This window comes from Serratia sp. Z4, from assembly GCF_009900725.1.
Lineage (GTDB): Bacteria > Pseudomonadota > Gammaproteobacteria > Enterobacterales > Enterobacteriaceae > Serratia > Serratia nematodiphila.
This window is the reverse complement of record NZ_JAAABD010000003.1, coordinates 301,685-328,011: the sequence shown is the minus strand read 5'-3', so window position 1 is coordinate 328,011 and position 26,327 is coordinate 301,685. Positions and strand designations below refer to the sequence as shown.

At 61.5% G+C, this 26,327-nt stretch carries 23 protein-coding genes; 6 read left to right on the top strand and 17 right to left on the bottom strand.

The window, feature by feature from the left end; all coding sequences use genetic code 11:
* The first annotated feature begins 2 nt into the window (after positions 1–2).
* Positions 3–1,445 (top strand): type II secretion system protein GspE, encoded by a 1,443-nt coding sequence (gene gspE / locus GT753_RS15465; RefSeq protein ID WP_044031906.1) that lies wholly within the window; start codon positions 3–5, stop codon positions 1,443–1,445.
* A complete protein-coding gene (gene hofC / locus GT753_RS15460) occupies positions 1,442–2,641 on the top strand; it encodes a protein transport protein HofC (protein ID WP_015376657.1) in 1,200 nt (399 codons plus the stop codon). Before gspE ends, hofC begins: the two co-directional genes overlap by 4 nt.
* 52 nt (positions 2,642–2,693) lie before the next feature.
* Here the strand turns inward: hofC and GT753_RS15455 are convergent, their stop codons facing one another.
* Positions 2,694–3,737, bottom strand: coding sequence for a GMP reductase (locus GT753_RS15455; RefSeq protein WP_015376656.1), 1,044 nt, complete (start codon positions 3,735–3,737; stop codon positions 2,694–2,696).
* Between the two features lie 362 nt (positions 3,738–4,099).
* Here GT753_RS15455 and coaE point away from each other — a divergent pair, with 362 nt between their 5' ends.
* The 3 genes from coaE to yacG are packed head-to-tail and all read left to right on the top strand — an operon-like array spanning position 4,100 to position 5,715.
* Positions 4,100–4,714 carry a dephospho-CoA kinase gene (coaE, locus tag GT753_RS15450; RefSeq protein ID WP_004932729.1) on the top strand — a complete coding sequence of 205 codons (615 nt, stop codon included), beginning with the start codon at positions 4,100–4,102 and terminating at the stop codon, positions 4,712–4,714.
* A gap of 5 nt (positions 4,715–4,719) precedes the next feature.
* A complete protein-coding gene (gene zapD / locus GT753_RS15445; RefSeq protein ID WP_004932732.1) occupies positions 4,720–5,472 on the top strand; it encodes a cell division protein ZapD in 753 nt (250 codons plus the stop codon).
* Between the two features lie 51 nt (positions 5,473–5,523).
* On the top strand, positions 5,524–5,715 hold the full coding sequence (gene yacG, locus GT753_RS15440; protein ID WP_004932737.1) for a DNA gyrase inhibitor YacG: 192 nt from the start codon (positions 5,524–5,526) through the stop codon (positions 5,713–5,715).
* A 39-nt stretch (positions 5,716–5,754) separates the two neighbouring features.
* Here the strand turns inward: yacG and mutT are convergent, their stop codons facing one another.
* From mutT to secM, 3 genes are all read right to left on the bottom strand, one after another.
* Entirely contained in the window at positions 5,755–6,159 is a 405-nt protein-coding gene (gene mutT / locus GT753_RS15435) for an 8-oxo-dGTP diphosphatase MutT (RefSeq protein WP_021505332.1), read from the bottom strand.
* 80 nt (positions 6,160–6,239) lie between these two features.
* On the bottom strand, positions 6,240–8,948 hold the full coding sequence (secA, locus tag GT753_RS15430) for a preprotein translocase subunit SecA (protein WP_004932741.1): 2,709 nt from the start codon (positions 8,946–8,948) through the stop codon (positions 6,240–6,242).
* 82 nt (positions 8,949–9,030) lie between these two features.
* Positions 9,031–9,561: a secA translation cis-regulator SecM gene (gene secM / locus GT753_RS15425; protein ID WP_076740942.1), complete on the bottom strand. Its 531-nt coding sequence runs from the start codon at positions 9,559–9,561 to the stop codon at positions 9,031–9,033.
* Between the two features lie 26 nt (positions 9,562–9,587).
* Between secM and GT753_RS15420 the strand changes: the two genes are divergently transcribed.
* Positions 9,588–10,103 carry a DUF721 domain-containing protein gene (locus GT753_RS15420; protein ID WP_004932751.1) on the top strand — a complete coding sequence of 172 codons (516 nt, stop codon included), beginning with the start codon at positions 9,588–9,590 and terminating at the stop codon, positions 10,101–10,103.
* A gap of 104 nt (positions 10,104–10,207) precedes the next feature.
* Here GT753_RS15420 and lpxC read toward each other — a convergent pair whose 3' ends face one another.
* The 13 genes from lpxC to GT753_RS15355 all read right to left on the bottom strand — a co-directional run bounded on the left by lpxC (position 10,208) and on the right by GT753_RS15355 (position 26,297).
* Complete coding sequence (gene lpxC / locus GT753_RS15415) at positions 10,208–11,125, bottom strand: UDP-3-O-acyl-N-acetylglucosamine deacetylase (RefSeq protein WP_004932754.1); 918 nt, start codon at positions 11,123–11,125, stop codon at positions 10,208–10,210.
* 103 nt (positions 11,126–11,228) lie between these two features.
* Entirely contained in the window at positions 11,229–12,383 is a 1,155-nt protein-coding gene (gene ftsZ / locus GT753_RS15410; protein WP_004932757.1) for a cell division protein FtsZ, read from the bottom strand.
* 74 nt (positions 12,384–12,457) lie between these two features.
* Positions 12,458–13,714 carry a cell division protein FtsA gene (gene ftsA, locus GT753_RS15405; protein ID WP_004932758.1) on the bottom strand — a complete coding sequence of 419 codons (1,257 nt, stop codon included), beginning with the start codon at positions 13,712–13,714 and terminating at the stop codon, positions 12,458–12,460.
* Positions 13,711–14,562: a cell division protein FtsQ gene (ftsQ, locus tag GT753_RS15400; protein WP_004932761.1), complete on the bottom strand. Its 852-nt coding sequence runs from the start codon at positions 14,560–14,562 to the stop codon at positions 13,711–13,713. Before ftsQ ends, ftsA begins: the two co-directional genes overlap by 4 nt.
* A 1-nt stretch (position 14,563) precedes the next feature.
* Positions 14,564–15,484 (bottom strand): D-alanine--D-alanine ligase, encoded by a 921-nt coding sequence (locus tag GT753_RS15395; RefSeq protein ID WP_015376651.1) that lies wholly within the window; start codon positions 15,482–15,484, stop codon positions 14,564–14,566.
* Complete coding sequence (gene murC / locus GT753_RS15390; RefSeq protein WP_028127852.1) at positions 15,477–16,952, bottom strand: UDP-N-acetylmuramate--L-alanine ligase; 1,476 nt, start codon at positions 16,950–16,952, stop codon at positions 15,477–15,479. The genes GT753_RS15395 and murC overlap by 8 nt, the downstream gene beginning before the upstream one ends.
* An 84-nt stretch (positions 16,953–17,036) precedes the next feature.
* On the bottom strand, positions 17,037–18,101 hold the full coding sequence (gene murG / locus GT753_RS15385) for an undecaprenyldiphospho-muramoylpentapeptide beta-N-acetylglucosaminyltransferase (protein ID WP_004932773.1): 1,065 nt from the start codon (positions 18,099–18,101) through the stop codon (positions 17,037–17,039).
* 3 nt (positions 18,102–18,104) lie between these two features.
* Positions 18,105–19,307, bottom strand: a complete 1,203-nt coding sequence (gene ftsW, locus GT753_RS15380) for a cell division protein FtsW (protein ID WP_015376649.1) — start codon at positions 19,305–19,307, stop codon at positions 18,105–18,107.
* Positions 19,304–20,623 carry a UDP-N-acetylmuramoyl-L-alanine--D-glutamate ligase gene (murD, locus tag GT753_RS15375; RefSeq protein ID WP_015376648.1) on the bottom strand — a complete coding sequence of 440 codons (1,320 nt, stop codon included), beginning with the start codon at positions 20,621–20,623 and terminating at the stop codon, positions 19,304–19,306. The genes ftsW and murD overlap by 4 nt, the downstream gene beginning before the upstream one ends.
* Before the next feature lie 2 nt (positions 20,624–20,625).
* Positions 20,626–21,708, bottom strand: coding sequence for a phospho-N-acetylmuramoyl-pentapeptide-transferase (gene mraY / locus GT753_RS15370; RefSeq protein ID WP_004932782.1), 1,083 nt, complete (start codon positions 21,706–21,708; stop codon positions 20,626–20,628).
* On the bottom strand, positions 21,702–23,063 hold the full coding sequence (murF, locus tag GT753_RS15365; protein WP_160125739.1) for a UDP-N-acetylmuramoyl-tripeptide--D-alanyl-D-alanine ligase: 1,362 nt from the start codon (positions 23,061–23,063) through the stop codon (positions 21,702–21,704). The genes mraY and murF overlap by 7 nt, the downstream gene beginning before the upstream one ends.
* Positions 23,060–24,547 (bottom strand): UDP-N-acetylmuramoyl-L-alanyl-D-glutamate--2,6-diaminopimelate ligase, encoded by a 1,488-nt coding sequence (gene murE, locus GT753_RS15360; RefSeq protein WP_015376646.1) that lies wholly within the window; start codon positions 24,545–24,547, stop codon positions 23,060–23,062. Before murE ends, murF begins: the two co-directional genes overlap by 4 nt.
* Positions 24,534–26,297, bottom strand: a complete 1,764-nt coding sequence (locus GT753_RS15355) for a peptidoglycan glycosyltransferase FtsI (RefSeq protein WP_004932790.1) — start codon at positions 26,295–26,297, stop codon at positions 24,534–24,536. The genes murE and GT753_RS15355 overlap by 14 nt, the downstream gene beginning before the upstream one ends.
* Between the last annotated feature and the right edge of the window lie 30 nt (positions 26,298–26,327).

Genomic DNA, 26,327 nt, shown 5'->3' with positions numbered 1-26,327 from the left:
CGATGAACGCGCAAATCAGCGAAGAGGTTCACGCCCTGTGCCGGCGCTATCAGGCGCTGGCGCTGAGCGAAGACCCGACCACCCTGACGGTCGCGCTCAGCGAAGAAGCGCCGCAGGGGCTGCTGGCGGCACTACGTTTCGCCACCGGCAAGCGCATCCATTTGGAACAATGGCCGGCGGCCAGGCTGGAGATGGCGCTGAACCAGCACCACGAGCCGCTCCCGGCGCCGTTGACGGCCGAAGAGGACACGACCGACATCGCCTACCCCGACGACGGCGATGCGCCGGTGGTACAGTTCATCAACCAGACGCTGCGCCTGGCCATTCAGCGCCGCGCCTCGGACATTCACTTTGAGCCCTTTCGGCAGCATTTTCGCATTCGCCTGCGCATCGACGGCGTGCTGCAAACCCTTGCCTCACCGCCGCCGCAGCTGGCTGCGCGCCTCATCGCCCGGCTGAAGATCCTCGGCCAACTGGATATCGCCGAGCGCCGTCAACCTCAGGACGGGCAGCTCAGCCTGACGCTGGACAGCGCGCGCTATGCCATGCGCATCGCCACCCTGCCGACGTTGCACGGCGAAAAGGTGGTGCTGCGCGTTCAGCAGGGCGAGCAGCAAGAGCTACCGCTGGATCAACTGGGCATGAGCCGGACGGATCTGGCGCGCTACGCGGCAGCGTTGGCCTGCCCGCAAGGTTTGATCCTGGTGACCGGCCCGACCGGCAGCGGCAAGACGGTAACGCTGTACAGCGGGCTGCGCCAGTTGAATGATGCGCAAAGCAACCTGTGCAGCGTCGAGGATCCGGTCGAGATCCCGCTGTTCGGCGTCAATCAGACCCAGATCAACGCCAAAACCGAGCTGAACTTCACCCGAGTGCTGCGTGCCCTGCTGCGCCAGGATCCGGACGTCATCATGATCGGCGAGATCCGCGATGCGGAAACCGCCGAGATCGCGGTCAAGGCCGCGCAAACCGGCCACCTGGTGCTGTCGACGCTGCATACCAACTCCACGGCTGAAACCCTGACGCGGCTGATGCACATGGGTATCCCCGGCTACCTGCTCGCCGGCTGCCTGAAGCTGGTCGTCGCCCAGCGGCTGGTGCGCAGGCTGTGTCGCCACTGCCGCTACCCGCAAAGCCAGCCGGCGCATTTTCCCACCGCGCTCTGGGCGGAACCGCTGCTCGCCTGGCGCGCCGACGGCTGCGAGCACTGCTTCGGCGGCTATTATGGGCGCATCGGCGTGTATGAACTGTTGGCCATTACGCCGGAAATTCAGGCGGCATTGCTGGCGAACGCCGCTCCCAGTCTGCTGGCGGATATCGCCCGCGAACAGGGGCAGCTTTCGCTGCTGCAGGCGGGTCTGGCGCTGGCCGCCGAAGGCACGACCTCGCTGGAAGAACTGTACCGCGTGATCGACGTCGTCCAACTCGGCGTAACCACGCCATGAAAGCGCGCCGGTTGTTTCTGTGGCAAGCTTTCGACGCTCAGGGCACCTTACGCCGCGGCGAACTGATGAGCGAGGAAAAACGGCAGGTGAGCCGGCTGCTGATCGAACAAGGCCTGCAACCTTGGCGGATCGGGCACGGCAAACGCGTCACGCCCGGCCAATGGCGCGGAGAACCCTTAATCCACTTCACCCGCCAGCTCGCTACCCTGTTGCAGGCCGGGCTGCCGCTGGTCAATACGCTGCAGCTTCTGGCGGCAGAGCACCCTTCGGCAGCCTGGCGCTGCCTGCTGCGCCAGCTGGCCGACCAGGTGCGCGAAGGGCAGCCGCTCTCCGAAAGCCTTGCCGCACAACCAAGCGTTTTTCCACTGATCTATCGCCAACTGATCGCCATCGGCGAACTGACCGGCAACCTCGATCGCTGCTGCCTGCAGCTGGCGCAACAACAGGAGGCCCAGTTGCTGCTGCGCCGCAAGGTGACCAAAGCGCTGCGTTATCCCCTCTTCATCTGCGCGGTGGCGCTGCTGGTCAGCGTGCTGATGCTGGTGATGGTGCTGCCGGAATTTGCCAAGGTTTATCAGTCGTTCGATGCGCAGCTGCCCTGGTTTACCCAAGGATTATTGGGGTTGTCCGCGCTGCTGATCGCCGTAGGCCCCTATTTGGCGCTGCTGCTCGGCGCGTTGCTGTTCGGCTACTGCCGCTGGCTGCATCCGCGCCCTCCGTGGCGCCAACGCGAACAGGCCGCCTTGCTGCGCCTGCCGCTGATTGCCCGGCTGGTGAGCGGCGGCGCGCTGAGCCAAACATTTCGTATCCTGACCATGACCCAACGCGCCGGGCTGACGCTGGTGGAAGGTTTGAACGCGGCGGCGCTGGCGGCGGATCATCCGCTGTACCGGCAGGCGCTGGAGCAGGTGCAACGGCAGATCGCCGAAGGCGAAGCGTTTCATCAGGCCCTGGGTTTGCAACCGCTGTTTCCGCCACTGTGCCGGCAGCTGGTGCGGGTGGGCGAGGAGTCCGGTTCGCTGGACGCCTTGCTGGATAAGTTGGCGCAGTGGTATGAACGGCAGACGCACGAGCTGGCCGATACGCTGGCGCAAACGCTGGAGCCGCTGTTGATGCTGGTGGTGGGCGGGATTGTCGGCGCTTTGGTGATCGCCATGTATCTGCCTATCTTTCAACTGGGCAGCGTGCTGGGATAAAGAAGAGGATAGCGGGCACCGCGGTGCGCGGCGCCCGAATGCAAGCTGCGGCTTATTTGCTGCCGAAGACGCGGTTTTCCTGCTCCGCCACGCGGATAAAGGTGGTGCGCTTGGTCAGCTCTTTCAGACGCTCGGCGCCGACGTAGGTGCAGGCGGAACGCAAGCCGCCGAGGATATCACGCACGGTAAACTCCACCTCGCCGCGCAGCGGCAGCTTGACGGTTTTGCCTTCGGCCGCGCGATACTCTGCTACGCCGCCGACGTGGCGCTTCATCGCCGATTCAGAGCTCATGCCGTAGAACAGCATGAACTTCTCGCCGTTCTCTTCCACCACGGTGCCTTCGCACTCGTCGTGGCCGGCCAGCATGCCGCCCAGCATCACGAAGTCCGCACCGCCGCCGAAGGCTTTGGCGACATCGCCCGGCACCGAGCAGCCGCCGTCGCTGACGATTTGGCCGCCCAGCCCATGGGCCGCGTCGGCGCATTCGATCACCGCCGACAGCTGCGGATAGCCCACGCCGGTCTTCACGCGGGTGGTGCATACCGACCCCGGGCCGATGCCGACTTTAACGATGTCGGCGCCGGAGAGGATCAACTCTTCCACCATCTCGCCGGTTACCACGTTGCCGGCGCAGATGACGTGGTTCGGGCAGGCTTCGCGCGCTTTCTGCAGGAAGGCGACAAAATGCTCTGAATAGCCGTTGGCCACGTCGATACAGATGAATTTCAGCGCCGGAGACAGCGCCAGGATTTGCTGCATTTTGGCGAAGTCGGCTTCGGAGGTGCCGGTGGACACCATCACATGGCGCAGCACCGATTCCGGCATGCGCTGCACGAAGTCAGCCCATTGCTCGACGCTGTAATGTTTGTGTACGGCGGTGAGAACGTCGAAAGAAGCCAGGGCCTCGGCCATGCGGAAGGTGCCCACCGTGTCCATGTTGGCTGCGATAATCGGCACGCCGGACCAGCTGCAACCTGAATGCTTGAAGGTAAACTGACGTTCCAGTTCAACCTCGGAGCGGCTTTTCAGCGTGGAACGCTTAGGGCGGATCAACACGTCTTTAAAGCCCAACTTCAAATCTTCTTCAATACGCATGACTTATGATTTCCTGGTTAATGGCGACGGATCGCAAGGAGGATATTCGAACCTCTACCCGACGGCTTTCCAGTGGCGCAAAAAGACGGCGGCGAGATTAATGCCAGTTCCAGTGACGTTATAATACGCGCTAATAATCGCCGAACAAGACTGCGAATTCGCCTTTATTTACGCTACAATCCGACAAATTTACCTGCATAATCGCAGTGTGATTGCCCGCTCATTTTTGCCGTGCCGCTGCGTTTTTTCTCGCCACCCAATCGGTGCCGATGCGCAAGCGCCGCCTGCCGACTTGCACTTCTGCGCGATCGCTTTATGATTCGACTATTATTTTTTTATGAACATCGGATGCACCTAACACCATGGCCTACATTGTTGCGTTGACCGGGGGCATAGGCAGCGGCAAGACGACCGTCGCGAACGCCTTTGCGCGCCACGGCGCAACCCTTGTCGATGCCGACGTGATCGCCCGTCAGGTCGTCGAGCCGGGCACCCCTGCCTTGGCCGCGATCGCCGAACGATTTGGTAATGAAATGTTGCTGCCGGACGGTGCGTTGGATCGCGCTGCGCTGCGTCAGCGCATCTTCAGCCATCCCGATGACAAAACCTGGCTGAACCAGCTGCTGCACCCGCTGATACACCGAGAAACCCAGCGCCAACTGGCGCAGGCCACCAGCCCGTACGCGCTGTGGGTGGTGCCGCTGCTGGTGGAAAACCGCCTGCAGGATCGCGCCGATCGGGTGCTGGTGATCGACGTCGACGCCGAAACCCAGCTGGCTCGCACCATCGCGCGCGACGGCGTAAGCCGTGAGCAAGCGCAGAGCATTCTCGCCGCCCAGGCCACGCGCCAGCAGCGCCTCGCCGTGGCGGATGACATTATTGACAACAGCGGCGCCGCTCAGGGGATAGAGCCACAGGTCGCCGCTCTGCATCGTCGCTACCTTGAACTGGCGGCAACAGCGCCCCAACAGGATTAAACTGCATGAGTGATGTTTCCCCAACCGTTCTCTTTGAACACCCGCTGAACGAGAAGATGCGCACCTGGCTGCGCATCGAATTCCTGCTGCAACAGCTGCACGGCCAACGCGCCCTGAGTGAAACCGCCATCGCCCTCACCTTCTTTCGCACCGTTTCCGACTTGCTGGACGTGCTGGAGCGCGGCGAAGTGCGCACCGAACTGCTCAAAGAGCTGGAGCGCCAGCAGCAGAAACTGTTGGCCTGGGCCGATGTGCCGGGCGTGGATATGGCGCTGATCGACCAGCTGCGCGGCCAGCTGAAGTCGCGCTCATCGGCGCTGATGGCGGCGCCGCGCCTCGGCCAGGCGCTGCGCGAAGATCGGCTGATCGGCCTGGTGCGTCAGCGGCTGAACATTCCTGGCGGTTGCTGCAGCTTCGATCTGCCGACCCTGCACATGTGGATGCACGCGCCGCAGCAAGATCGCGACGCCGACGTCGCCGCCTGGCTGCAGTCGCTGGATCCGCTGAACCAGGCGCTGATCATGGTGTTGGATCTGATCCGCCAATCCGGGCCGTTCCGCAATCAAATCAGCCTGAACGGTTTTTTCCAGGACAACGCCGAAGGGGCGGATCTGCTGCGCCTGCGCCTCCATCTGGCGCCGCAGCTTTATCCGCAGATTTCCGGCCATAAGACGCGTTATGCTATTCGTTTCCTGCCGCTGGACAGCGAACATGGCGCGGTGCCTGAACGCCTGACGTTCGAACTGGCCTGTTGTTGAACTTATGAAAGAAAGCCTTCTCAGTATTGTCAGAAGGCGTAAGGAACCGTTATGACGACCGTAGTAAAATGCCCAACCTGTGGCACCGGCGTGGTTTGGGGTGAAGTCAGTCCATTCCGGCCGTTTTGCAGCAAACGCTGCCAGCTGATCGATCTCGGCGAGTGGGCCGATGAAGAGAAGCGCATTCCGAGCAACAGCGATCTGTCGGAAAGCGAAGACTGGAGCGAAATGGACGATCGCTGATCGCCCGCTGTTGGCCTGGCGGACGCCAGGCCAAACTGGTTATTGCGCGGCGTTCGCCTGTGCCACCAGCAGCTGAATAATGCCGACGTTGGCTTCCGGGAACTCGTCTTCACGCAGGTCCGCCTGTTTTACCCAGCGCATCGGTTGCCCCTCGCGGCCGAACGGCTCACCCGCCCAGGCTTCTACCAGATAAAAATTCAGCGTCACGATGCGATCGCTGAAGCGGTGCTCCACCACCTCCAGCAGTTCGGCGCGTTCGGTTTCGATACCGGTCTCTTCCCGCAGCTCGCGGCTCAACGCCTGTTCCGGCGTTTCACCCTGTTCGATCTTACCGCCGGGAAACTCCCAAAAGCCGGCCATGTGCGCATCGGCGGCGCGGCGGGTAATAAAGATCTCCTGTTGAGCATTGCGGATAATGCCCACGGCGATATTCAGATGTTTCATCTCACCCTCCTGATGGGTGCCAAAAAACAGGGGCTCAGCAAGCTGAACCCCTGGGTGTTATCGGTTAACAGCGGCCGGCATTACTGCAGGCGGCCGTGGCACTGCTTGTATTTCTTGCCGGAACCGCATGGGCAAGGATCGTTGCGCCCCACTTTACGCTCGGCGGTCGCCGGCGCGTTCGGATCTTCAGTCACCAGCGCGTTCTCGTCGTGGTGGCTCAGCTGTTGCTGCTGCGCCAGACGCTCGGCCTCTTCACGGCGCTGCTGTTCCAGCGCTTCCACCTCTTCCGGCATCCGCACCTGTACCTTGCTCAGCACGCTGATCACTTCATATTTCAGCGATTCCAGCATAGTGGCGAACATGTTGAAGGATTCACGCTTGTACTCCTGCTTCGGATCCTTCTGCGCGTAACCGCGCAGGTGGATACCCTGGCGCAGGTAGTCCATCGCCGCCAGATGCTCTTTCCACAGGGAATCCAGCGTCTGCAGCATCACGCCCTTCTCGAAGTTGCGCATCATCTCGCTGCCGACCACTTCTTCCTTACGCTGATACTGCTCTTTGGCGTTCTCCAGAATGCGTTCGCGCAGCGTCTCTTCGTGCAGCTCCGGCTCTTTGTCCAGCCACTGGGCGATCGGCATCTCCAGATCGAAGTCGTTCTTCAGGCGCTCTTCCAGCCCCTGAATGTCCCACTCTTCTTCCAGCGACTGCGGCGTGATGTAGTTGTCGATGGTGCTCTTGAACACGTCCTCGCGGATGCTGGCGATGGTTTCGCTCACGTCGGACACGTCCAGCAATTCGTTGCGTTGGCTGTAGATGGCGCGGCGCTGATCGTTGGCGACGTCATCGTACTCCAGCAGCTGCTTACGGATGTCGAAGTTGCGGCTCTCTACCTTACGCTGGGCATTGGCGATCGCCTTGGTCACCCACGGGTGCTCAATCGCTTCGCCTTCTTTCATGCCCAGTTTACGCATCATGCCGGACACGCGATCCGAGGCGAAGATACGCATCAGGGCATCTTCCATCGACAGGTAGAAGCGGGATGAACCGGCGTCGCCCTGACGACCGGAACGGCCGCGCAGCTGGTTATCGATACGGCGCGATTCATGGCGCTCGGTGCCGATGATATGCAGGCCGCCCGCCGCCAGCACCGCGTCGTGGCGCTCTTTCCAGGCGGCTTTGATGGCTTCGATCTGCTCTTCGGTCGGCGCTTCCAGCAGCGCCACTTCGGCCTGCCAGCTGCCGCCCAGCACGATATCGGTACCACGACCCGCCATGTTGGTGGCGATGGTTACCGCACCGCTCTGGCCGGCCTGGGCGACGATGTCCGCTTCCATGGCGTGGAATTTGGCGTTCAGCACCTTGTGGTCGATGCCCGCTTTGGTCAGCTCACGGGACACCACTTCGGATTTCTCGATTGAGATGGTACCCACCAGCACCGGTTGGCCTTTGGCGGTACGCTCGCGGATGTCCTCGATGATGGCGCCGATCTTCTCTTTCTCAGTCATGTATACCAGATCCGGCATGTCCTTACGGATCATCGGACGGTTGGTTGGCACCACGATGGTGTCCAGCTTGTAGATCGAGCTGAATTCGAAGGCTTCGGTATCGGCGGTACCGGTCATCCCGGCCAGCTTCTCGTACAGACGGAAGTAGTTCTGGAAGGTGATCGAAGCCAGCGTCTGGTTCTCGTTCTGGATCTCCACGCCTTCTTTGGCTTCCACCGCCTGGTGCAGGCCATCGGACCAACGGCGGCCCTGCATGGTGCGGCCGGTGTGTTCGTCGACGATGATCACTTCGCCGTCTTTCACGATGTAGTCAACGTCGCGGGTGAACAGCACGTGGGCGCGCAGCGCGGCGGTAACGTGGTGCATCAGCATGATGTTGGTCGGCGAGTACAGCGATTCGCCTTCATCCATGATGCCGGCTTCCACCAGCATCTCTTCGATCAGGATCAGGCCGCGTTCGGTCAGGTGGACCTGGCGCGCCTTCTCATCCACCGAGAAGTGCCCTTCACCCTTGAAGGTGTCGGAGTCTTCTTTTTCCTGGCGGATCAGTTTAGGGATCAGCTTGTTGACCTTGATGTACATCTCGGAGCTGTCTTCGGCCGGGCCGGAGATGATCAGCGGCGTACGCGCTTCATCGATCAGGATGGAGTCCACCTCATCCACCAGCGCATAGTGCAGTTTGCGCTGCACGCGCTCTTCCGGGCTGAACGCCATGTTGTCGCGCAGGTAGTCGAAGCCGTATTCGTTGTTGGTGCCGTAGGTGATGTCGGCGGCGTAAGCTTCACGCTTGGCCGGCGCCGGCATGCCCGGCAGGTTGATGCCGATGCTCAGGCCGAGGAACTCGAACAGCGGGCGGTTGTTTTCGGCGTCACGCTGCGCCAGATAGTCGTTGACGGTCACCACGTGCACGCCGCGGCCGCTCAGGGCGTTCAGGTAGGCCGGCAGCGTCGCGGTCAGGGTTTTACCTTCACCGGTACGCATCTCGGCGATGCAGCGGTCGTTCAGCACCATGCCGCCCAGCAGCTGCACGTCGAAGTGACGCATGCCGAACACGCGCTTGCTCGCCTCGCGCACCACGGCGAAGGCTTCCGGGATCAGGCTTTCCAGCGACTCACCTTTTTCCAGGCGTGCGCGGAACTCGTTGGTTTTCGCTTTCAGCTCGTCATCGGACAGTTTTTCCATGTCCGGTTCCATGCGGTTGATCTGCTCAACCACTTTGCGCATGCGGCGCAGGGTACGATCGTTACGGCTGCCAAAAACTTTGGTTAATAATTTCACTAACATGATGTTTGATATCTCTGTCATGACGGCCGAAGGCGGCAGTCAACTTGCTATTATTTATGGTTTTTGTGCCCTAAGGGCGGAGTCAGACGAGAACGACGGGCCCGGCGCGAATGCCCTGCACCTGAGCCACCCACAGGCCGGTCTGGTGCCGCGCCAGCGTTGGCAGCACCTCGAGGTGGGTGTGGCGAATAATGGTCGGCGGCTTCGGCTCATGCGTCAGCAGCGCATTGAGGGTAGACAGCAGCGCCAGTTGCGCTACCTGCAAAGGCGGTTCCGCTTCGGCTTCGCTCTCCTGTACCCGCGCATAAACCGCCTGCGGCGCCAGCGCGAAAGAGAGGTGACGAATGACGGTGCGCAGTGCATGCTGCTGCCAATAATCTACGCTGAAGGTAGGGCGGCGGTGCGCGTCCTGCAGCAGGGCCAGGCTGGTGAAGGTGCCGTTGGCCGAATTTTGCCGGTTAAGGCTGGACGACGTATTCGGCAGTGCGGCCTGATCGGGAGCGCCGGACAAATTGGAAGACGCGCCAAGCGTGGCCGCAACCATCCCTAACAGGAGATGGGGCCAGAAATAACGTCTGCCAAATTGTCGCCAACGATTTAGAATACCGATCACGAGTTTATAATCCGCCGGAGCCCATTATGCGCGATAGCCGTCCACAATTATTAGATGTCCTGTTCGACGACGCGTCTGCCGGCAGCAAAGGGCCGCTGCATAACGTCCAGCAACGCGCGGTGGCGCTGCTCAAGCTTAACCGTGCAGTGAAGGGCCTGTTGCCCGCTCCCCTGCATCCCTGGTGCCGCGTCGCGAATTTCCGACAGGGTATTTTAGTGCTCGAAACGGCAAATGCCAGTTGGATGATGCGCTTGCGCTACGAACAACCCGCTTTGCTGTCTGCACTACGAGCGCAAATTCTACCATCATTGTCGTCGATCGACATCAGGATTAATCCGGCCTTGATGGCGAAAGGCAGCAACCAGGTGCAAAACGCCGAAAAAGCGCCGGAAAAACCCGTGCCGATGCGGCATTTGAGTCTGGAAAGTGCGGAAGAGCTGAGAGGATTGGCGAGCCGTAGCCCGGAGAAACTGCGCAAGATATTGGAACGGCTGGCTGCATTGGCCGGAGAGGGTACCAACACAACCAGTCGTGATAAGTAATCAGCGACACAACTGCAAAACATCAGACGGCATCACGAGCCTGAATTCTCAGGCTCTCAGAGGATGCGCCTGCCGTTATTCGCAGCAGGCGAGGAATTCAGACCTTACGCCAATACGGTAGACGGTGCCTTGAATGCCAACGGCATTTCGGCTTCGTCCTGGAAGGTCACGTATTCCCACGCTTCCTGCTTGGCCAGTACGGCCTGCAGCAGTTTGTTGTTCAGCGCGTGCCCAGACTTGAACGCGGTGAACGCGCCAATGATGTTGTGGCCGCACATGAACAGGTCGCCGATGGCGTCCAGCATTTTGTGACGTACGAACTCGTCTTCGAAACGCAGACCGTCTTCGTTCAGCACGCGGTAGTCATCTACCACAATGGCGCAATCGAAGCTGCCGCCCAGGGCCAAGCCGCGGGACTGCAGATATTCGATATCGCGCATGAACCCGAAGGTGCGCGCGCGGCTGATTTGACGCACGAACGACTCAGCCGAGAAATCAAGACGGTAGCGCTGAGAGCTGGCGTCGATAGCCGGGTGGTTGAAGTCGATGGTGAAGTCCAGGCGGAACCCGTTATGCGGGGACAGCTCGGCCCATTTGTCGCCATCTTCAACACGCACGGTCTCTTTCAGACGCAGGAATTTCTTCGCCGAGTTCAGTTCTTCGATGCCGGCATCCAGCAGCAAGAACACGAACGGACTGGCGCTGCCGTCCATGATTGGGATTTCAGCGGCGTCGACTTCGATGACGATATTGTCGATGCCCAGCCCAGCCAGCGCGGCGTTGAGGTGCTCAACGGTCGAAATACGCACGTCATGCTCATTCACCAGGCAAGTACAGAGCATGGTATCACGCACGGATTTTGCATCAGCCGGAAAATCAACCGGTGGATTCAAGTCAGTGCGACGATAGATGACCCCGGTATTAGCCGGCGCTGGGCGCATTGTCAGCGTGACTTTCTTGCCGGTATGCAAACCGACGCCAGTCGCCTGAACAATACGTTTTAATGTCCTTTGTTTGATCATCGTTTTATCTCGCAATGTTATCCATCCTACCAGCCAAGCATACAGCATGGCCGGCGGGACAGTTTAGCACAAAGAGCGGAGATTCCAAATTCTCAGGATATTCTTAGTCTGCCTGTTTACGCAGGAAGGCTGGAATATCAAGATAGTCGGGCTCTTTATTCGGCTGCGCAGCTTGGTCGTTGACCACCTTGGCGGCAGGTTTCACTTCCTGCGGCAGAGGCGACATGCCGTGCTGCTGATAACGGTGATCCATCACTGGCTGGCTGGCCTGCTTATTGGTCACCAGAGTGATTTCAGGACGCTTGTCCATACCGATACCGGTTGCAACCACGGTAACGCGCAGTTCGTCGTTCATTTCCGGATCCAGCGAGGTACCGATAACCACGGTAGCGTTGTCGGAAGCGAACGCACGGATGGTGTTACCCACAGTTTCGAACTCATCCAGACGCAGATCGAAGCCAGCGGTAATGTTGACCAGCACGCCGCGCGCGCCGGACAGGTCGATGTCTTCCAGCAGCGGGCTGGAGATCGCCATTTCGGCCGCTTCTTCGGCGCGGTCTTCACCGCAAGCCACGCCGGAACCCATCATCGCGTAGCCCATTTCGGACATCACGGTGCGCACGTCGGCGAAGTCGACGTTCATCAGGCCCGGACGGGTGATCAGCTCGGCGATACCCTGCACCGCGCCTTTCAGCACGTCGTTGGCCGCGCCGAACGCGTCCAGCAGAGAGATGCCGCGCCCCAGAACTTTCAACAGCTTGTCGTTCGGGATGGTGATCAGCGAGTCCACGTGTTTGGACAGTTCAGCGATACCCTGCTCCGCGAATGCCATGCGCTTCTTGCCTTCGAAGTTGAAAGGCTTGGTCACCACGGCCACGGTCAGAATACCCAAATCTTTAGCCACTTCAGCCACCACTGGCGCCGCACCGGTACCGGTACCGCCGCCCATGCCGGCTGCGATGAAGACCATGTCTGCGCCGTCCAGCGCTGCGCGCAGGGCTTCGCGGTCTTCTTCCGCTGAATTGCGACCCACCTCAGGGTTCGCGCCCGCACCCAGACCTTTGGTAATACCGCTACCAATCTGGATGGTTTGGCCAACCGCCGTTTTGCGGAGCGCCTGGGCGTCCGTGTTCACAGCGAAGAATTCAACACCTTCGATGCGCTCGCGCACCATGTGTTCAACGGCGTTGCCACCGCCGCCGCCGACGCCGATGACTTTAATCACCGCGTCATTGGTTAGTTCCATTGGTTCAAACATAGTTTCTCTCCGTTTTGTGCCTGTCGCTGCGAGATCATAAAAAGATTACTCAGCATGATCTCTTTGTTGAAACATTAAAACTCTTTTCTCAGCCAGCTATTGATGCGTTTAAACCAATTGCCCACCGAGGCGCGTTTTTCTACTTCTGTCTCACCGCTCAGGTGAGACTCTTTTCCATAGTGCAGCAGACCTACCGCCGTCGAGTAGTAAGGCTCCTGCGCATAATCCGTCAGACCCGTGATGTTCAAGGGTTGGCCGATGCGTACCTGAGTGTGGAACACCCGTTGCGCACAGGCTGCCAGGCCATCAATCTGGGCGGCGCCACCGGTCAGCACGATACCTGCCGCCAGATGATGCTTCACCCCTTGCTGACGCAGTTGCTCCTGCAATTGCAAAATTTCATCGTTAACCAGATTCAACAGTTCGGTGTAGCGTGGCTCAATGACTTCAGCCAGCGTCTGTCTTTGCAGACTGCGCGGAGGACGTCCCCCGACGCTAGGCACCTCTACATTCTCATCCTTGCTAACAATCGACCCAAGCGCACAACCGTGTCGAACTTTAATCGCTTCCGCATCGGTCGGCGGCGTGCCGAAGGCGTAGGCGATATCGCTGGTGACCACGTTCCCGGCATAAGGGATCACTTTGGTGTGGCGCAGCGCACCGCCGGTATACACCGCCATATCCATGGTGCCGCCGCCGATATCCACCACGCAAACGCCGAGTTCGCGTTCATCTTCGGTCAGCACCGCGTAGCTCGCGGCCAGACCGGCGAAAATAAGTTGGTCAACTTTCAGGCCGCAACGTTCCACGGCCTTGACGATGTTCTTCGCCATATCGTTATGGCAGGTAATCAGATGCACCTTGGCCTGCATGCGCACGCCGGACAGCCCAACCGGGTTTTTGATGCCTTCCTGATAATCGATGGCGTATTCCTGAGGGATCACGTGCAGGATACGGTGTTCGTCGCGCACGCGCACCGATTTGGCGGTGTGCACCACATTCTCCACGTCATCCTGCGTCACTTCCTCTTCCGAGATCGGCACCATGCCGATTTCGTTCTGGCAGCTGATGTGTTTGCCCGACAGCGCCAGGTACACCGAAGAGATCTGGCAGTCCGCCATCAGCTCGGCCTGATCGATGGCGCGCTGTACGCACTTCACCACCGATTCCAGGTCGTTTACGCCACCCTTATCCATACCGCGAGACGGGCAGCTGCCCACCCCGATAATGTTGACCATGCCATCGGGCAGAACTTCCCCTACCAACGCGGAGACTTTTGCAGTACCGATCTCCAGTCCAACTACCAGTTTTCTGTCCGTCGACTTGATCATTGTTGTTTTGCCTGTGCCTGATTCTGTTGCTGATTACTGTTTTGCTGACCGCCAAGCGCCTGCGGATCGACCAACACCGGAGCCCACCCTACCGAAGCGCCGGACTCGTAGCGCAGATCGACATAGCTGACACGCTTGCTCTCCGCCTGGCCCTGCTGCTGCAATACCGGGTAAAGCTCGATAAACCGCTGCAAACGCCCGTTGCGGTCATCGCGCCCCAGCTCAAGCCGGACATCGTTGTCCAGCGCCAGCTGCCAGGAATGGCGCGCGGTCATCGCCGCCATTTTCAGCGTATATTTGCTGGCCGCCAACGTGGCGCTCATCGCCCGATAGCCTTCCAGCACATCCTGCTCGCTCCCTTCCGGCCCGTAGAGCAGCGGCAACTTCTGCTTGCCCGCCCGCTCCGCCGGTACGCTGAACGCTTTGCCCTCGGCGTCCACCATGTGCAAATCGTTCCAGCGCGCCACCGGGACGTACTCCACCAGATGGATCTTCAGCTCATCCGGCCATTGTTTGCGCACGCTGGCCTGCTTGATCCACGGCAGACGTTCGATCTGCTGCTGGATGACGTCCACATCCTGCGTCATAAAGGTGCCGGGTGCGCCCAGCGCCAGGATCGCCTGACGAATATCATCGTTGGTGGTGTAATGGCGTTCGCCGGTCACCACCAGCCTTGAGAGCGGCAGGCGGCTGGCGTCTTTCATCCAGCCAAGCACCGCCCAACCGCTCCACACGACCGTTCCCAACACCATCAGCAGGAAAATCATTCCCGCCAACTGGGTTCCATTGCTGCGGCGCGGGCCGTTATCCACCTCGCGATCGCGCGCATTCAGGGCAGCTTGCGACATATCAGTCGGCCAACTCCAAAATTCTCGCCACCAACTGCGAGAAGCTTAATCCAAACTGGCGCGCCGCCATCGGCACCAGGCTATGACTGGTCATGCCCGGAGAGGTGTTCACCTCAAGCAGATAGAAGCGGCCATCGCTGTCTTGCATCACGTCGACGCGGCCCCAGCCGCTGCAGTCCAGACCGCGGTAGGCGCGCAGCGCCAACGCCGCCATCTCGGCTTCCTGCTCGGCACTCAAACCGCTCGGGCAGAAGTACTGCGTGTCGTCCGAAATGTACTTGGCCTGGTAGTCGTAAAACACGCCGGCCGGCTGGATGCGGATTGACGGCAGAACCTGGTCGCCCAGCATCGCCACGGTGTATTCCGGGCCGCTCAACCACTTCTCCACCAGCACATCGTCGTCATGGCGGAAGGCTTCTTCCAGCGCCGCTGCCAACGCCGCGCTTTCGGTGACCTTGCTCATACCGACGCTGGAGCCTTCACGGCTCGGCTTGACGATCAGCGGCAAACCGAGATCCGCCACGCGCGCCAGCAGCGCCGCTTTTTCGGCGCCGAGGTACAGCTGGCGATTCAGCGCCACGTAAGGCGCTACCGGCAAGCCCATCGACTGCCACACCATCTTGGTGCGCCATTTGTCCATGGTCAGCGCCGAGGCCATCACGCCGCTGCCGGTATAAGGCAGTTCGAGGAACTCCAGCAGCCCTTGCAGGGTGCCGTCCTCGCCGCCGCGCCCGTGCAGCGCGATAAATACTTTGGTGAATCCCTGCTCTTTCAACTGGGTCACCGGGAAATCGCGGGTGTCGACGCCGTGCGCATCGATACCGGCTTCGCGCAACCCGGCCAGCACCGCGGCGCCGGACTGCAGGGAAACTTCGCGTTCGGCGGAGGTGCCGCCCAGCAGAACTGCAACTTTATCAGCCATGGTGCTCCTCCTCTTTCTTCGGCGGCTGCAGCTTCAGCTCGGCCAGTTTACGGGCGATTTTGCCCACGTTGCCGGCGCCCTGCACCAGCACCAGGTCTTCATCCTGCAGCAGCTGCGCCAGGGTTTCCGGCACGCTATCGGCATCGGAAACCAGGATCGGATCCAGCTTGCCGCGGCTGCGGATGGTGCGGCACAGCGAACGGCTGTCCGCGCCCGGGATCGGCGCTTCGCCGGCGGCGTACACGTCAAGCATCAGCAGCACATCCACCTGCGACAGCACGTTGGCGAAATCGTCGTACAGATCGCGGGTGCGCGTATAACGGTGCGGCTGGAAGATCATCACCAGACGCTTGTCCGGCCAGCCGGCGCGCGCCGCTTTCAGCGTGGCGTCCACCTCGGTCGGATGGTGGCCGTAATCGTCCACCAGCATCGCGCTGCCCGCTTTGCCGTTGACTGGTTCCAGCGGGAACTCGCCGAGGAAATCGAAGCGGCGCCCGGTGCCCTGGAAGCCCGCCAGCGCGCGCAGGATATCTTCGTCGTCGATGCCTTCTTCGGTCGCTACCGCCACCGCCGCCGCTGCGTTCAACGCATTGTGGCGGCCCGGCGCGTTCAGCGTCACCGTCAGCAACGGTTTGTCCTGACGGCTCAGGGTAAAGTGCCCCTGCGGCCCAATCTGCCGGTAGTCTTCGATGCGCACATCGGCATCCTCACTGAAGCCGTAGGTGGTGATATGGCGCCCCACGCGCGGCAACAGCTCACGCACCACCGGATCGTCAATGCACATCACCGCACGGCCGTAGAACGGCAGGTTGTGCAAGAAATTGATAAACGTCTGCTTCAGGTTCTCGAAGTCGCCCTGGTACGTGTCCATGTGGTCGGCTTCAATGTTGGTGACCACGGCCACCATCGGCTGCAGATGCAGGAACGACGCATCGCTCTCATCCGCTTCCGCGATCAGATAACGGCTGGACCCCAGTCGTGCGTGGGTACCCGCCGCCTTCACCAGCCCGCCGTTGACGAAGGTCGGGTCCAGGCGGGCTTCGGCATAAATGCTCGAGACCATCGCCGTGGTGGTGGTTTTGCCGTGCGTGCCGGCAATAGCGATGCCGTGACGAAAACGCATCAGCTCCGCCAGCATTTCAGCGCGGCGGATCACCGGGATGCGCGCTTCACGAGCGGCGACGATCTCCGGGTTGTCGGCGGAGATGGCGGTAGAGACCACCACCACGCTCGCATCCAGCACGTTTTCCGGACGGTGATTGAAATAAATCGTCGCTCCGAGCGCGCTCAGCTGTTGGGTCACCGGATTCGGCGCCAGGTCGGAGCCGCTGATCTGATACCCTTCGTTTGCCAACACTTCGGCGATACCACCCATGCCGGCGCCACCGATGCCGACAAAGTGAATGTGCCGGACGCGACGCATCTCGGGCACGATAGTACGTAGTTTCGCCAGTTGTTGTGTATTCATCACTCTCTCTAATCCGGATCCGGTACCCCGGCCCTACATCACATTGCTTTTATTCAGGTTCGGCGCACCGAACCCCTGCACTCGTTACTTGGCGAGCCGCACCAGCTCCGCCGCCACGCGCTCGGTGGCGTCCGGAATGGCGACCGCGCGCGCTTTCTCGGCCATGGCCAGCAGCGTCTTGCGATCCCAGCTCGCCAGCAGTTCGGCCACCACATCGGCGTTGAACTGCGGCTGTTCGATAATCTTCGCCGCGCCGGCTTCTTCCAGCGGACGCGCATTCCAGTACTGCTGACGATCCTTATGCATGAACGGCACGAAGATCGCCGGCAGCCCCGCCGCCGCGATTTCGCTGACGGTCAACGCGCCGGAGCGGCAGACCACCACGTCGGCCCAGGCATAGGCGGCGGCCATGTCGTCGATGAACTCGGTCACCTTGTGCTGCGTCTGCCCTACCCTTTCGTAATCGCGCAGCACCGTTTCCAGCGCGCCCTTGCCAACCTGATGCCAGAGCGTAATTCTATCGCCCAAACGCGCCGCGACTTCAGGAACTGTCTGATTCAGCACGCGCGCGCCCTGACTTCCGCCAATCACCAGCACGCGGATCGGGCCTTCGCGCCCCTGCAACCGCTCCGCCGGCAACGGCAGCGCCAACACGTCGGTGCGCACCGGGTTGCCCACCACCTCGGCGTTCGGGAACGCGCCGGGGAAGGCCTGCATCACTTTGGCGGCGATGCGCGCCAGCCAGCGGTTGGTCAAGCCGGCAATGCCGTTCTGTTCGTGCAGCACCACCGGGATGCCACACTGCCAGGCCGCCAGGCCGCCGGGGCCGGAAACGTAACCGCCCATCCCCAGCACCACATCCGGCTGATAGCTGCGCATGATGGCTTTCGCCTGGCGCACCGCCTGCCAGATCCGCAGCGGCGCCGTCAACTGGGCCTTCAGGCCTTTGCCGCGCAGGCCGGAGATGCGGATAAAATCAATCTCGATCCCGTGCTTCGGCACCAGATCGGCTTCCATTCGGTCTGCGGTTCCGAGCCAGCGCACCTGCCAGCCCTGCGCCATCAGATGATGCGCGACCGCCAGCCCCGGGAACACGTGCCCGCCGGTACCGCCTGCCATCACCATTAAACGCTTAGGTTTCCCGCTCATCCCTTACCTCTTCACAAACGCCTGAGCCTTGGTCAGGCGCGTTTCATAATCAATTCGCAGCAACAGCACGATCGCCGTCGACATAATCAGCAAGCTCGAGCCGCCGTAACTGATCAGCGGCAGCGTCAGACCTTTGGTCGGCAGCATGCCTGCGGCGGCGCCGACGTTAACCAACGCCTGGAAGCTGAACCACACGCCGATCGCGCAGGCCAGGAAGCCGGAGAAGCGTTGGTCGATCTCCAGCGCGCGGCGCCCGATGGACATCGCGCGAAAAGCGACGAAGAATACCATTAACAGGGCTAAAACCACACCGATATAGCCCAGTTCTTCACCCAAAATGGAGAAGATGAAGTCGGTGTGCGCTTCCGGCAAATACTCCAGTTTCTGCACCGAGTTGCCGAGCCCCTGCCCCCAGAACTCACCGCGGCCGAATGCCATCAGCGACTGGGTCAGCTGGTAGCCGCTGCCGAACGGGTCGGCCCACGGGTTCCAGAACGAGGTCACGCGGCGCATACGGTACGGTTCCGCGATAATCAGCAGCACCACGGCGAACACGCCGGAGCCGATGATCGCCAGGAACTGCCACATTTTCGCGCCGGCCAGGAACAGCATCGCCAGCGTGGTGATGAACAGCACCACCACGGTGCCGAGATCCGGTTGCGCCAGCAGCAGCACCGCCAGCACCACCATGACGCCCATCGGCTTACAGAAGCCCCAGAAGTTGCTGCGCACCTCTTCCACCTTGCGCACCAGATAGCTCGCCAGGTAGCAGAACAGCGACAGCTTGGACAGCTCCGCCGGCTGAATACGCAGCGGGCCGAGCGCGATCCAGCGCGAGGCCCCGTTCACCGAGCTCCCCACCACCAGGACGATCAGCAGCATCACGATCGACATCAGCAGCATCACGTTGCTGTAGCGCTGCCAAACTTCCATCGGGATGCGCAGCGTCACCAGAGACAGGCCGAACGCCAGGCCGAGGTACAACGCATCGCGTTTGGCGAACAGGAACGGATCGTCCGCCAGGCGTTGGCCGATCGGCATCGACGCCGAGGTCACCATCACGAAGCCGATGATCGCCAACCCGAAGGTCAGCCACAGCAGGGTGCGATCGTACAGCACCATGTTGACCGCGTCGTTGTCGCGCGCGCCGGTCACCCAGTCTTTCAGCCGTTCTGTCAGCCCGAAGTTCGGCAAGCGTAGTTTCATCCGCCAAGCTCCTGCGCCAGGCGGGCGAACTCATCGCCGCGCACTTCAAAATTACGGAACTGATCGAGACTGGCGCAGGCCGGCGACAACAGCACCATATCGCCGGGCTGTACGCGGCCGGCGATGGTGCGCATCGCCTGCTCCATGGTCTCGGTCAGCGTCGCCACTTCCGGCCGCAGCTGCGCCAGCTGGGCGCCGTCGCGGCCAAAGCAATACAGCCGCACGTTGTCGCCCTGCAGATAGCGCGCCAGCGGCGAGAAATCGGCGGACTTGCCGTCGCCGCCCAGCAGCAGATGCAGCGTGCCGTCCACCTGCAGGCCGTTCAGCGCCGCTTCGGTGCTGCCGACGTTGGTGGCTTTGGAATCGTTGATCCAACGCACGCCGTTGTTCTCCCAGGCCAGCTGGAAGCGGTGCGCCAGGCCGGTGAAGGTGGTCAACGCCTTCAGGCTGGAGGCACGCGGGATATTGACCGCATCCGCCAACGCCAGCGCCGCCAGGGCGTTGGTGTAGTTGTGGCGACCGGTCAGCTTCATCTCGCGCGTATTCAGCACCTTCTCACCGCGCACCCGCAGCCAGGTTTCGCCCTGCTGACGGTTCAGGTGATAGTCACCCACATCCGCCCCGAAGCTGACGCAGCGTTCGTCGGCGCCGCGCACCGGCATGGTCAGCGCATCGTCCGCGTTCACCACGCACACCGCGGCGTTTTCATACACGCGCAGCTTGGCGCCGCGATACTGCTGCAGGCCGAACGGATAGCGATCCATATGATCTTCGGTCACGTTCAGGATGGTCGCCGCCGCCGCCCGCAGGCTATGCGTCGTTTCCAGCTGGAAGCTGGACAGCTCCAGCACGTAAAGCTGACATTCCTGGCGCAACAGGCTCAGCGCCGGCAGGCCGATATTGCCGCCCACGCCCACCGCCCAACCGGCGGCTTTCGCCATCTCACCCACCAGGGTGGTGACGGTGCTCTTGCCGTTGGAGCCGGTAATCGCCACGATCGGCGCCTGCGCCTCGCGGCAGAACAGTTCGACGTCGCCGACGATTTCCACGCCGGCTTCCGCCGCGGCGCTCAATGCCGGGGTCGCCAGCGCGACGCCCGGGCTGGCGACGATCAGATCCGCCGCCAGCAGCCAGTCCTGGTTCAGATCGCCCAGATGGCGCTCCACGCTTTCAGGCAGTTTGTCCAACCCTGGCGGCGCGATACGGGTATCCATCACGCGCGGCGTCACGCCGCGCGCCATGAAGAAATCGACACAGGACAGGCCGGTGAGGCCCAACCCGATGATGACGACTTTTCTACCCTGATAGTCTGCCATGATTAACGCACCTTCAGCGTTGCCAGGCCAATCAGCACTAGCATCAGCGAAATGATCCAGAAGCGCACGATCACGCGCGGCTCCGGCCAGCCTTTCAATTCATAGTGGTGGTGAATCGGCGCCATGCGGAAAATGCGTTGTCCGCGCAGCTTGAACGATCCCACCTGCAGGATCACCGACAGCGTCTCTACCACGAACACGCCGCCCATGATCACCAACAAGAACTCCTGGCGCAGCAGCACCGCGATGGTGCCCAGCGCGCCGCCCAGCGCCAGCGAACCGACGTCGCCCATAAACACCTGAGCCGGGTAGGTGTTGAACCACAGGAACCCGAGGCCGGCGCCGACGATGGCGGTGCAGACAATCACCAACTCACCGGCATGACGCAGATACGGAATATGCAGGTAGTTGGCGAAGTTCATGTTACCGGTCGCCCAGGCCACCAGCGCGAAACCGGCCGCCACGAATACCGTCGGCATAATCGCCAGGCCGTCCAGGCCGTCGGTCAGGTTGACCGCGTTGCTGGTGCCGACGATGACGAAATAGGCCAGCAGGATGTACAGCAGGCCCAGCTGCGGCATCACGTCCTTAAAGAACGGCACAACCAGCTCGGTGGCTGGCGTGTCTTTTCCTACGGCGTACATGGCGAATGCGACAATCAGCGCAATCACCGACTGCCAGAAATACTTCCAGCGGGCGATCAGCCCTTTGGTGTCCTTACGCACCACCTTGCGGTAGTCGTCGACGAAACCGACAATACCGTAACCCACCAGCACGAACAGCACGCACCAGACATACGGGTTGGACGGGTAGGCCCACATCAGCACCGAAATGGTGATGGAGGTCAGGATCATGATGCCGCCCATGGTCGGCGTGCCGCGCTTGCTGAAGTGCGACTCGGGGCCGTCGTTGCGCACCACCTGCCCGAAGGACATTTCTTGCAGACGCTTGATCACCCGCGGGCCCATCCACAGTGACAGGAACAGCGCGGTCAGCAGGCTGACAATGGCTCGGAACGTCAGATAAGAAAAGACGTTGAAGCCTGAGTAATACTTGACCAAATGCTCGGCCAGCCAAACTAACATGGTGCTTTCTCCTGTAACGCGCGTACTACCTGCTCCATTGCGGCACTACGTGAACCTTTGATTAACACGGTGATGACCGCATGTTCCGACAGTAATTCTGCCACGCGCGCGATCACTGCTGTCTTGTCCTGATAATGTTCGCCATTGCCGGAGGCTTCGCTCAGCACGCGGCTCAACCCGCCGACGCTGATGACTTTGTCGACCCCGGCCAGACGGGCGGCTTCGCCCACCTGACGGTGGCACTCTTCCGCTTCTGCGCCCAGCTCGGCCATATCGCCGACCACCATCACGCGGTAGCCCGGCATCTCCGCCAGCACCTGCGCCGCCGCGGTCATCGACCCGACGTTGGCGTTGTAGCTGTCGTCCAGCAGCAGCTTGCCTTCGGCCAGCGCCACCGGGAACAAACGCCCCGGCACCGCCTGCAATTGTTTTAACCCCTGACGCACCGCTTCCAGGGTGGCGCCTACCGACATCGCCAGCGCCGTGGCCGCCAACGCGTTGGCCACGTTGTGGCGCCCCGGCAGCGGCAGCGCGATCTCGGCGCTGCCGAACGGGCTGTGCAGCGTGAACTGCGTGCCTGCGCCGTTCACCCGCACCTCGTCCGCGAAGAAGTCCACGCCTTTGGCCGCCTGCGGCGAGAAGCGCCAGACGGTTTTGCCGCCCAGCATGCTCTGCCAGTGCGGCCAGTCGTTGTTATCGGCGTTGATGATCGCCACGCCGTCGGCCGGCAGGCCGGTAAAGATTTCACCTTTCGCCTGGGCGACGCCGGCCAGCGAGCCGAAGCCTTCCAGGTGCGCGGCCGCCAGGTTGTTCACCAAAGCGGTCTGCGGACGCGTCAATGCGGTGGTGTAAGCAATTTCGCCAATGTGGTTAGCGCCCAGCTCTATCACGGCAAAATCATGCTGCGGCTCCAGACGCAACAGCGTCAGCGGCACGCCGATGTCGTTATTGAAGTTGCCGGCGGTATACAGCACTTCGCCGCATTCACGCAGAATGGCGGCGGTCATTTCTTTCACCGACGTCTTGCCCGAGGAACCGGTCAGCGCCACCACGCGCGCCGGCACCTGTTGACGCACCCAGGCTCCAAGCTGGCCCAGCGCCAGACGGGTGTCTTGCACCACCAGCTGCGGCGCGTCCACTGATAAGCGCTTACTGACCAGCAGCGCCCCGGCGCCTGCGGCTACGGCATCCGCCGCGAAGTCGTGCGCGTCGAAACGCTCGCCTTTCAGCGCCACAAACAGGCAACCGGCGGTCACCTTGCGGGTGTCTGTCGTCACCTCGACAATTTGGCAATCGGCGCCCACCAGTTCAGCGCTCAATACCTCAGCCAGTGTCTGAAGAGAGACAGGGATCATGCCAGCACCCCCAGCAGTCGGGCGACCGTCGTGCGGTCGGAGTAATCCAGGCGGCGGTTGCCCACCAGCTGATAATCTTCGTGGCCTTTGCCCGCCACCAGCACCACATCCTGCTCCTGCGCCTGCATGATGGCGCTGGTCACCGCTTCGGCGCGGCCGTGGATCACCAGCGCCTGCCCGGCGTCCAGCAATCCGGTCAGGATGTCGTTGATAATCGCGCGCGGCTCTTCGGTGCGCGGGTTGTCATCGGTGATCACCACGCGATCGGCGAACTGCTCGGCGATGCCGCCCATCAGCGGACGCTTGCCCTTGTCGCGATCGCCGCCGCAGCCGAACACACACCACAGCTGCCCCTGGCAGTGCAGACGCGCGGCTTCCAGCGCTTTCTCCAGCGCATCCGGCGTGTGGGCGTAATCCACCACTACCGTCGGTTTGCCCGGCGCGTTAAACACTTCCATGCGGCCGCAGACCGGCTGCAGACGGCTGCCGGTTTCCACCAGCGCCTCCAGCGGGTAGCCCAACGACAGCAGCGTCGCCAATGCCAACAGCAGGTTGCTGACGTTGAACGCGCCCATCAGGCGGCTTTCGATCTCGCCGTCGCCCCAGCTGGAGCTGAAACGAACAGTCGCGCCGTTGTCGTGATAGTCGACCGCCGTGGTTTTCAGCCAGCGGCCGTGGCAGCCCGGCTGCAGGTTGTCCTGCATCGTCACCGCTACCGCATCCGGCAATTTGCCGAGCCAGCGCTGACCGACTTCATCGTCGGCGTTGATGATCGCCTGCCCCACGTTGTGGGCGGCGAACAGCGACCATTTGGCCGCTTCGTAATTGGCCATATCACCGTGGTAATCCAGGTGATCGCGGCTCAGGTTGGTGAAGACCGCCGCAGCGAACGGCAGCGCCGCTACCCGGTGTTGCACCAAACCGTGGGAAGAAACTTCCATGGCGGCGAAGGTCGCGCCCTGTTCCGCCAACTCGTTTAATACGTGTTGAACATCCACCGCAGAACCGGTGGTATTCTCGGTCGGACACACCTGGCCCAGCAGGCCGTTGCCGACGGTGCCCATCACCGCGCTGGTTTCGCCCAGCAGTTGGCTCCACTGCGCCAGCAGCTGCGTGGTGGTGGTTTTGCCGTTGGTGCCGGTCACGCCGACCAGGCGCAAGCGCTCGCCCGGCTGATGGTAAAAACGCCCGGCCAGCGCGGAAAGGCGCTGGTTCAGTTGGCTCAGGTAGATCACCGGCACGCCGTGCATCTCAACGATGGCGCCGTCTTCGGCCTGACCGTCAGCCTCGGCGATCACAGCGGCGACGCCCTGCGCGATGGCCTGCGGAATATAGCGGCGCCCATCCGTTTGATGGCCGACCACGGCGACAAACAGATCCCCGGCAGCCGCCACACGGCTGTCTAATGTCATTTCCCGCAGCGCGCGCCCGGGTGCCGTCGGCACCCACGGGGCGAGTAAGTCGCGCAAATTACGATCTGCCACCTGAACCCTCTTTCTTGTTAATCACTAATTCGCTTTTGTCACCGGTGGGCAACGCGTCAGGCTCGACGTTCATGGTGCGCAATACGCCGCCCATGATGGCGCCGAACACCGGCGCGGAGATTGCGCCACCATAGTATTTCCCACCCTGCGGGTCGTTGATGACGACCACCAGGGCAAAACGGGGGTTACTTGCCGGCGCGACGCCGGCGGTATAAGCGATGTATCGGTTGACGTATTTGCCGTCCGGGCCCACTTTTTTCGCGGTACCGGTTTTGATGGCGATACGGTATCCCTTGATGGCGGCTTTTACGCCGCCGCCGCCCGGCAAGGCCACGCTTTCCATCATGTGCACCACGGTGCGCACCAGAGGTTCAGGGAAAACGCGCTCGCCGGCGACCGGAGGGTCAACCTTGGTGATCGACAATGGGCGATACACGCCCAGGCTGCCGATCGTTGCATAGACTCGCGCCAACTGTAACGGAGTTACCATCAGCCCGTAGCCGAAAGAGAAGGTGGCCCTCTCTATGTCAGACCACCGTTGTTTTTTTGGGTATATGCCACTGCTTTCTCCGACCAGCCCCAAATTGGTCGCTTTTCCCAGCCCAAAACGAGAGTAAGTATCTACTAACGCTGAGGACGGCATCGCTAACGCCAGCTTTGAAACACCGACGTTACTCGACTTCTGCAAGATCCCGGTCAATGACAGCTCCGAGTACCGCGCCACGTCTTTGATCTCGTGGCCCTGAATGCGATACGGGATGGTGTTCAGCACGCTGTTTTCTCTCACCACGCCGTTTTGCAGCGCGGTCATCACCACCATTGGCTTCACGGTTGAACCGGGTTCAAAAATATCGGTGATGGCGCGGTTACGCATGGTTTCTTTCGGCGTACCGGCCATGTTGTTCGGGTTGTAAGACGGGCTGTTGGCCATCGCCAGCACTTCGCCGGTGTTCACATCGATCAGCACCGCAGTGCCCGATTCGGCCTTGTTGAACGCCACCGCATTGTTCAGCTCGCGATACACCAGCGCCTGCAGGCGCTCATCGACGCTCAGCACCAGGTTGTGCGCCGCCTGGCTGTCGACGGAGGAGATGTCTTCGATCACCCGGCCGAAACGATCCTTACGCACCGTTCTCTCGCCCGGTTGCCCGGTCAGCCAGCGGTCGAAGCTCTTCTCTACGCCTTCGATGCCTTGCCCGTCGATGTTGGTCACGCCGATGATGTGCGACGTCACCTGCCCCGCCGGATAGTAACGGCGCGACTCCTGCCGCAGGTAGATCCCCGGCAGCTTGAGTTTGTGGATGTAGTCGCCGATCGCCGGGTTAACCTGGCGCGCCAGATAAACGAAGCGCCCTTTCGGGTTGGCGTTGATGCGGTTGGAGAGTTGGTCCAGCGGGATGTTCAGCGCATCGGAAAGCGCTTTCCAGCGGCTGTCCAGCGTGATGCCGCCGCGCTCGTTCAGCTCTTTCGGATCGGCCCACACCGCATTCACCGGCACGCTGACCGCCAACGGACGGCCGGCGCGATCGCTGATCATACCGCGCGCGGTCGGCACTTCCTGCACGCGCAGCGAACGCATGTCGCCTTCTTTCACCAGACGATCGGGGTTGATGACCTGCAGGTACGCGACGCGCAACATCAGGCCAACCATCGCCAGCAAAATGCAGCCGCACAGCAACGCAAAACGCCAGCTGACAAAGCTGGCCTGATCTTCCTGGCGTCTCAACTTACCGGGGCGCGCTGCTTTCATGCGTTTCCTTTCTACTCCGTGTCATTATTC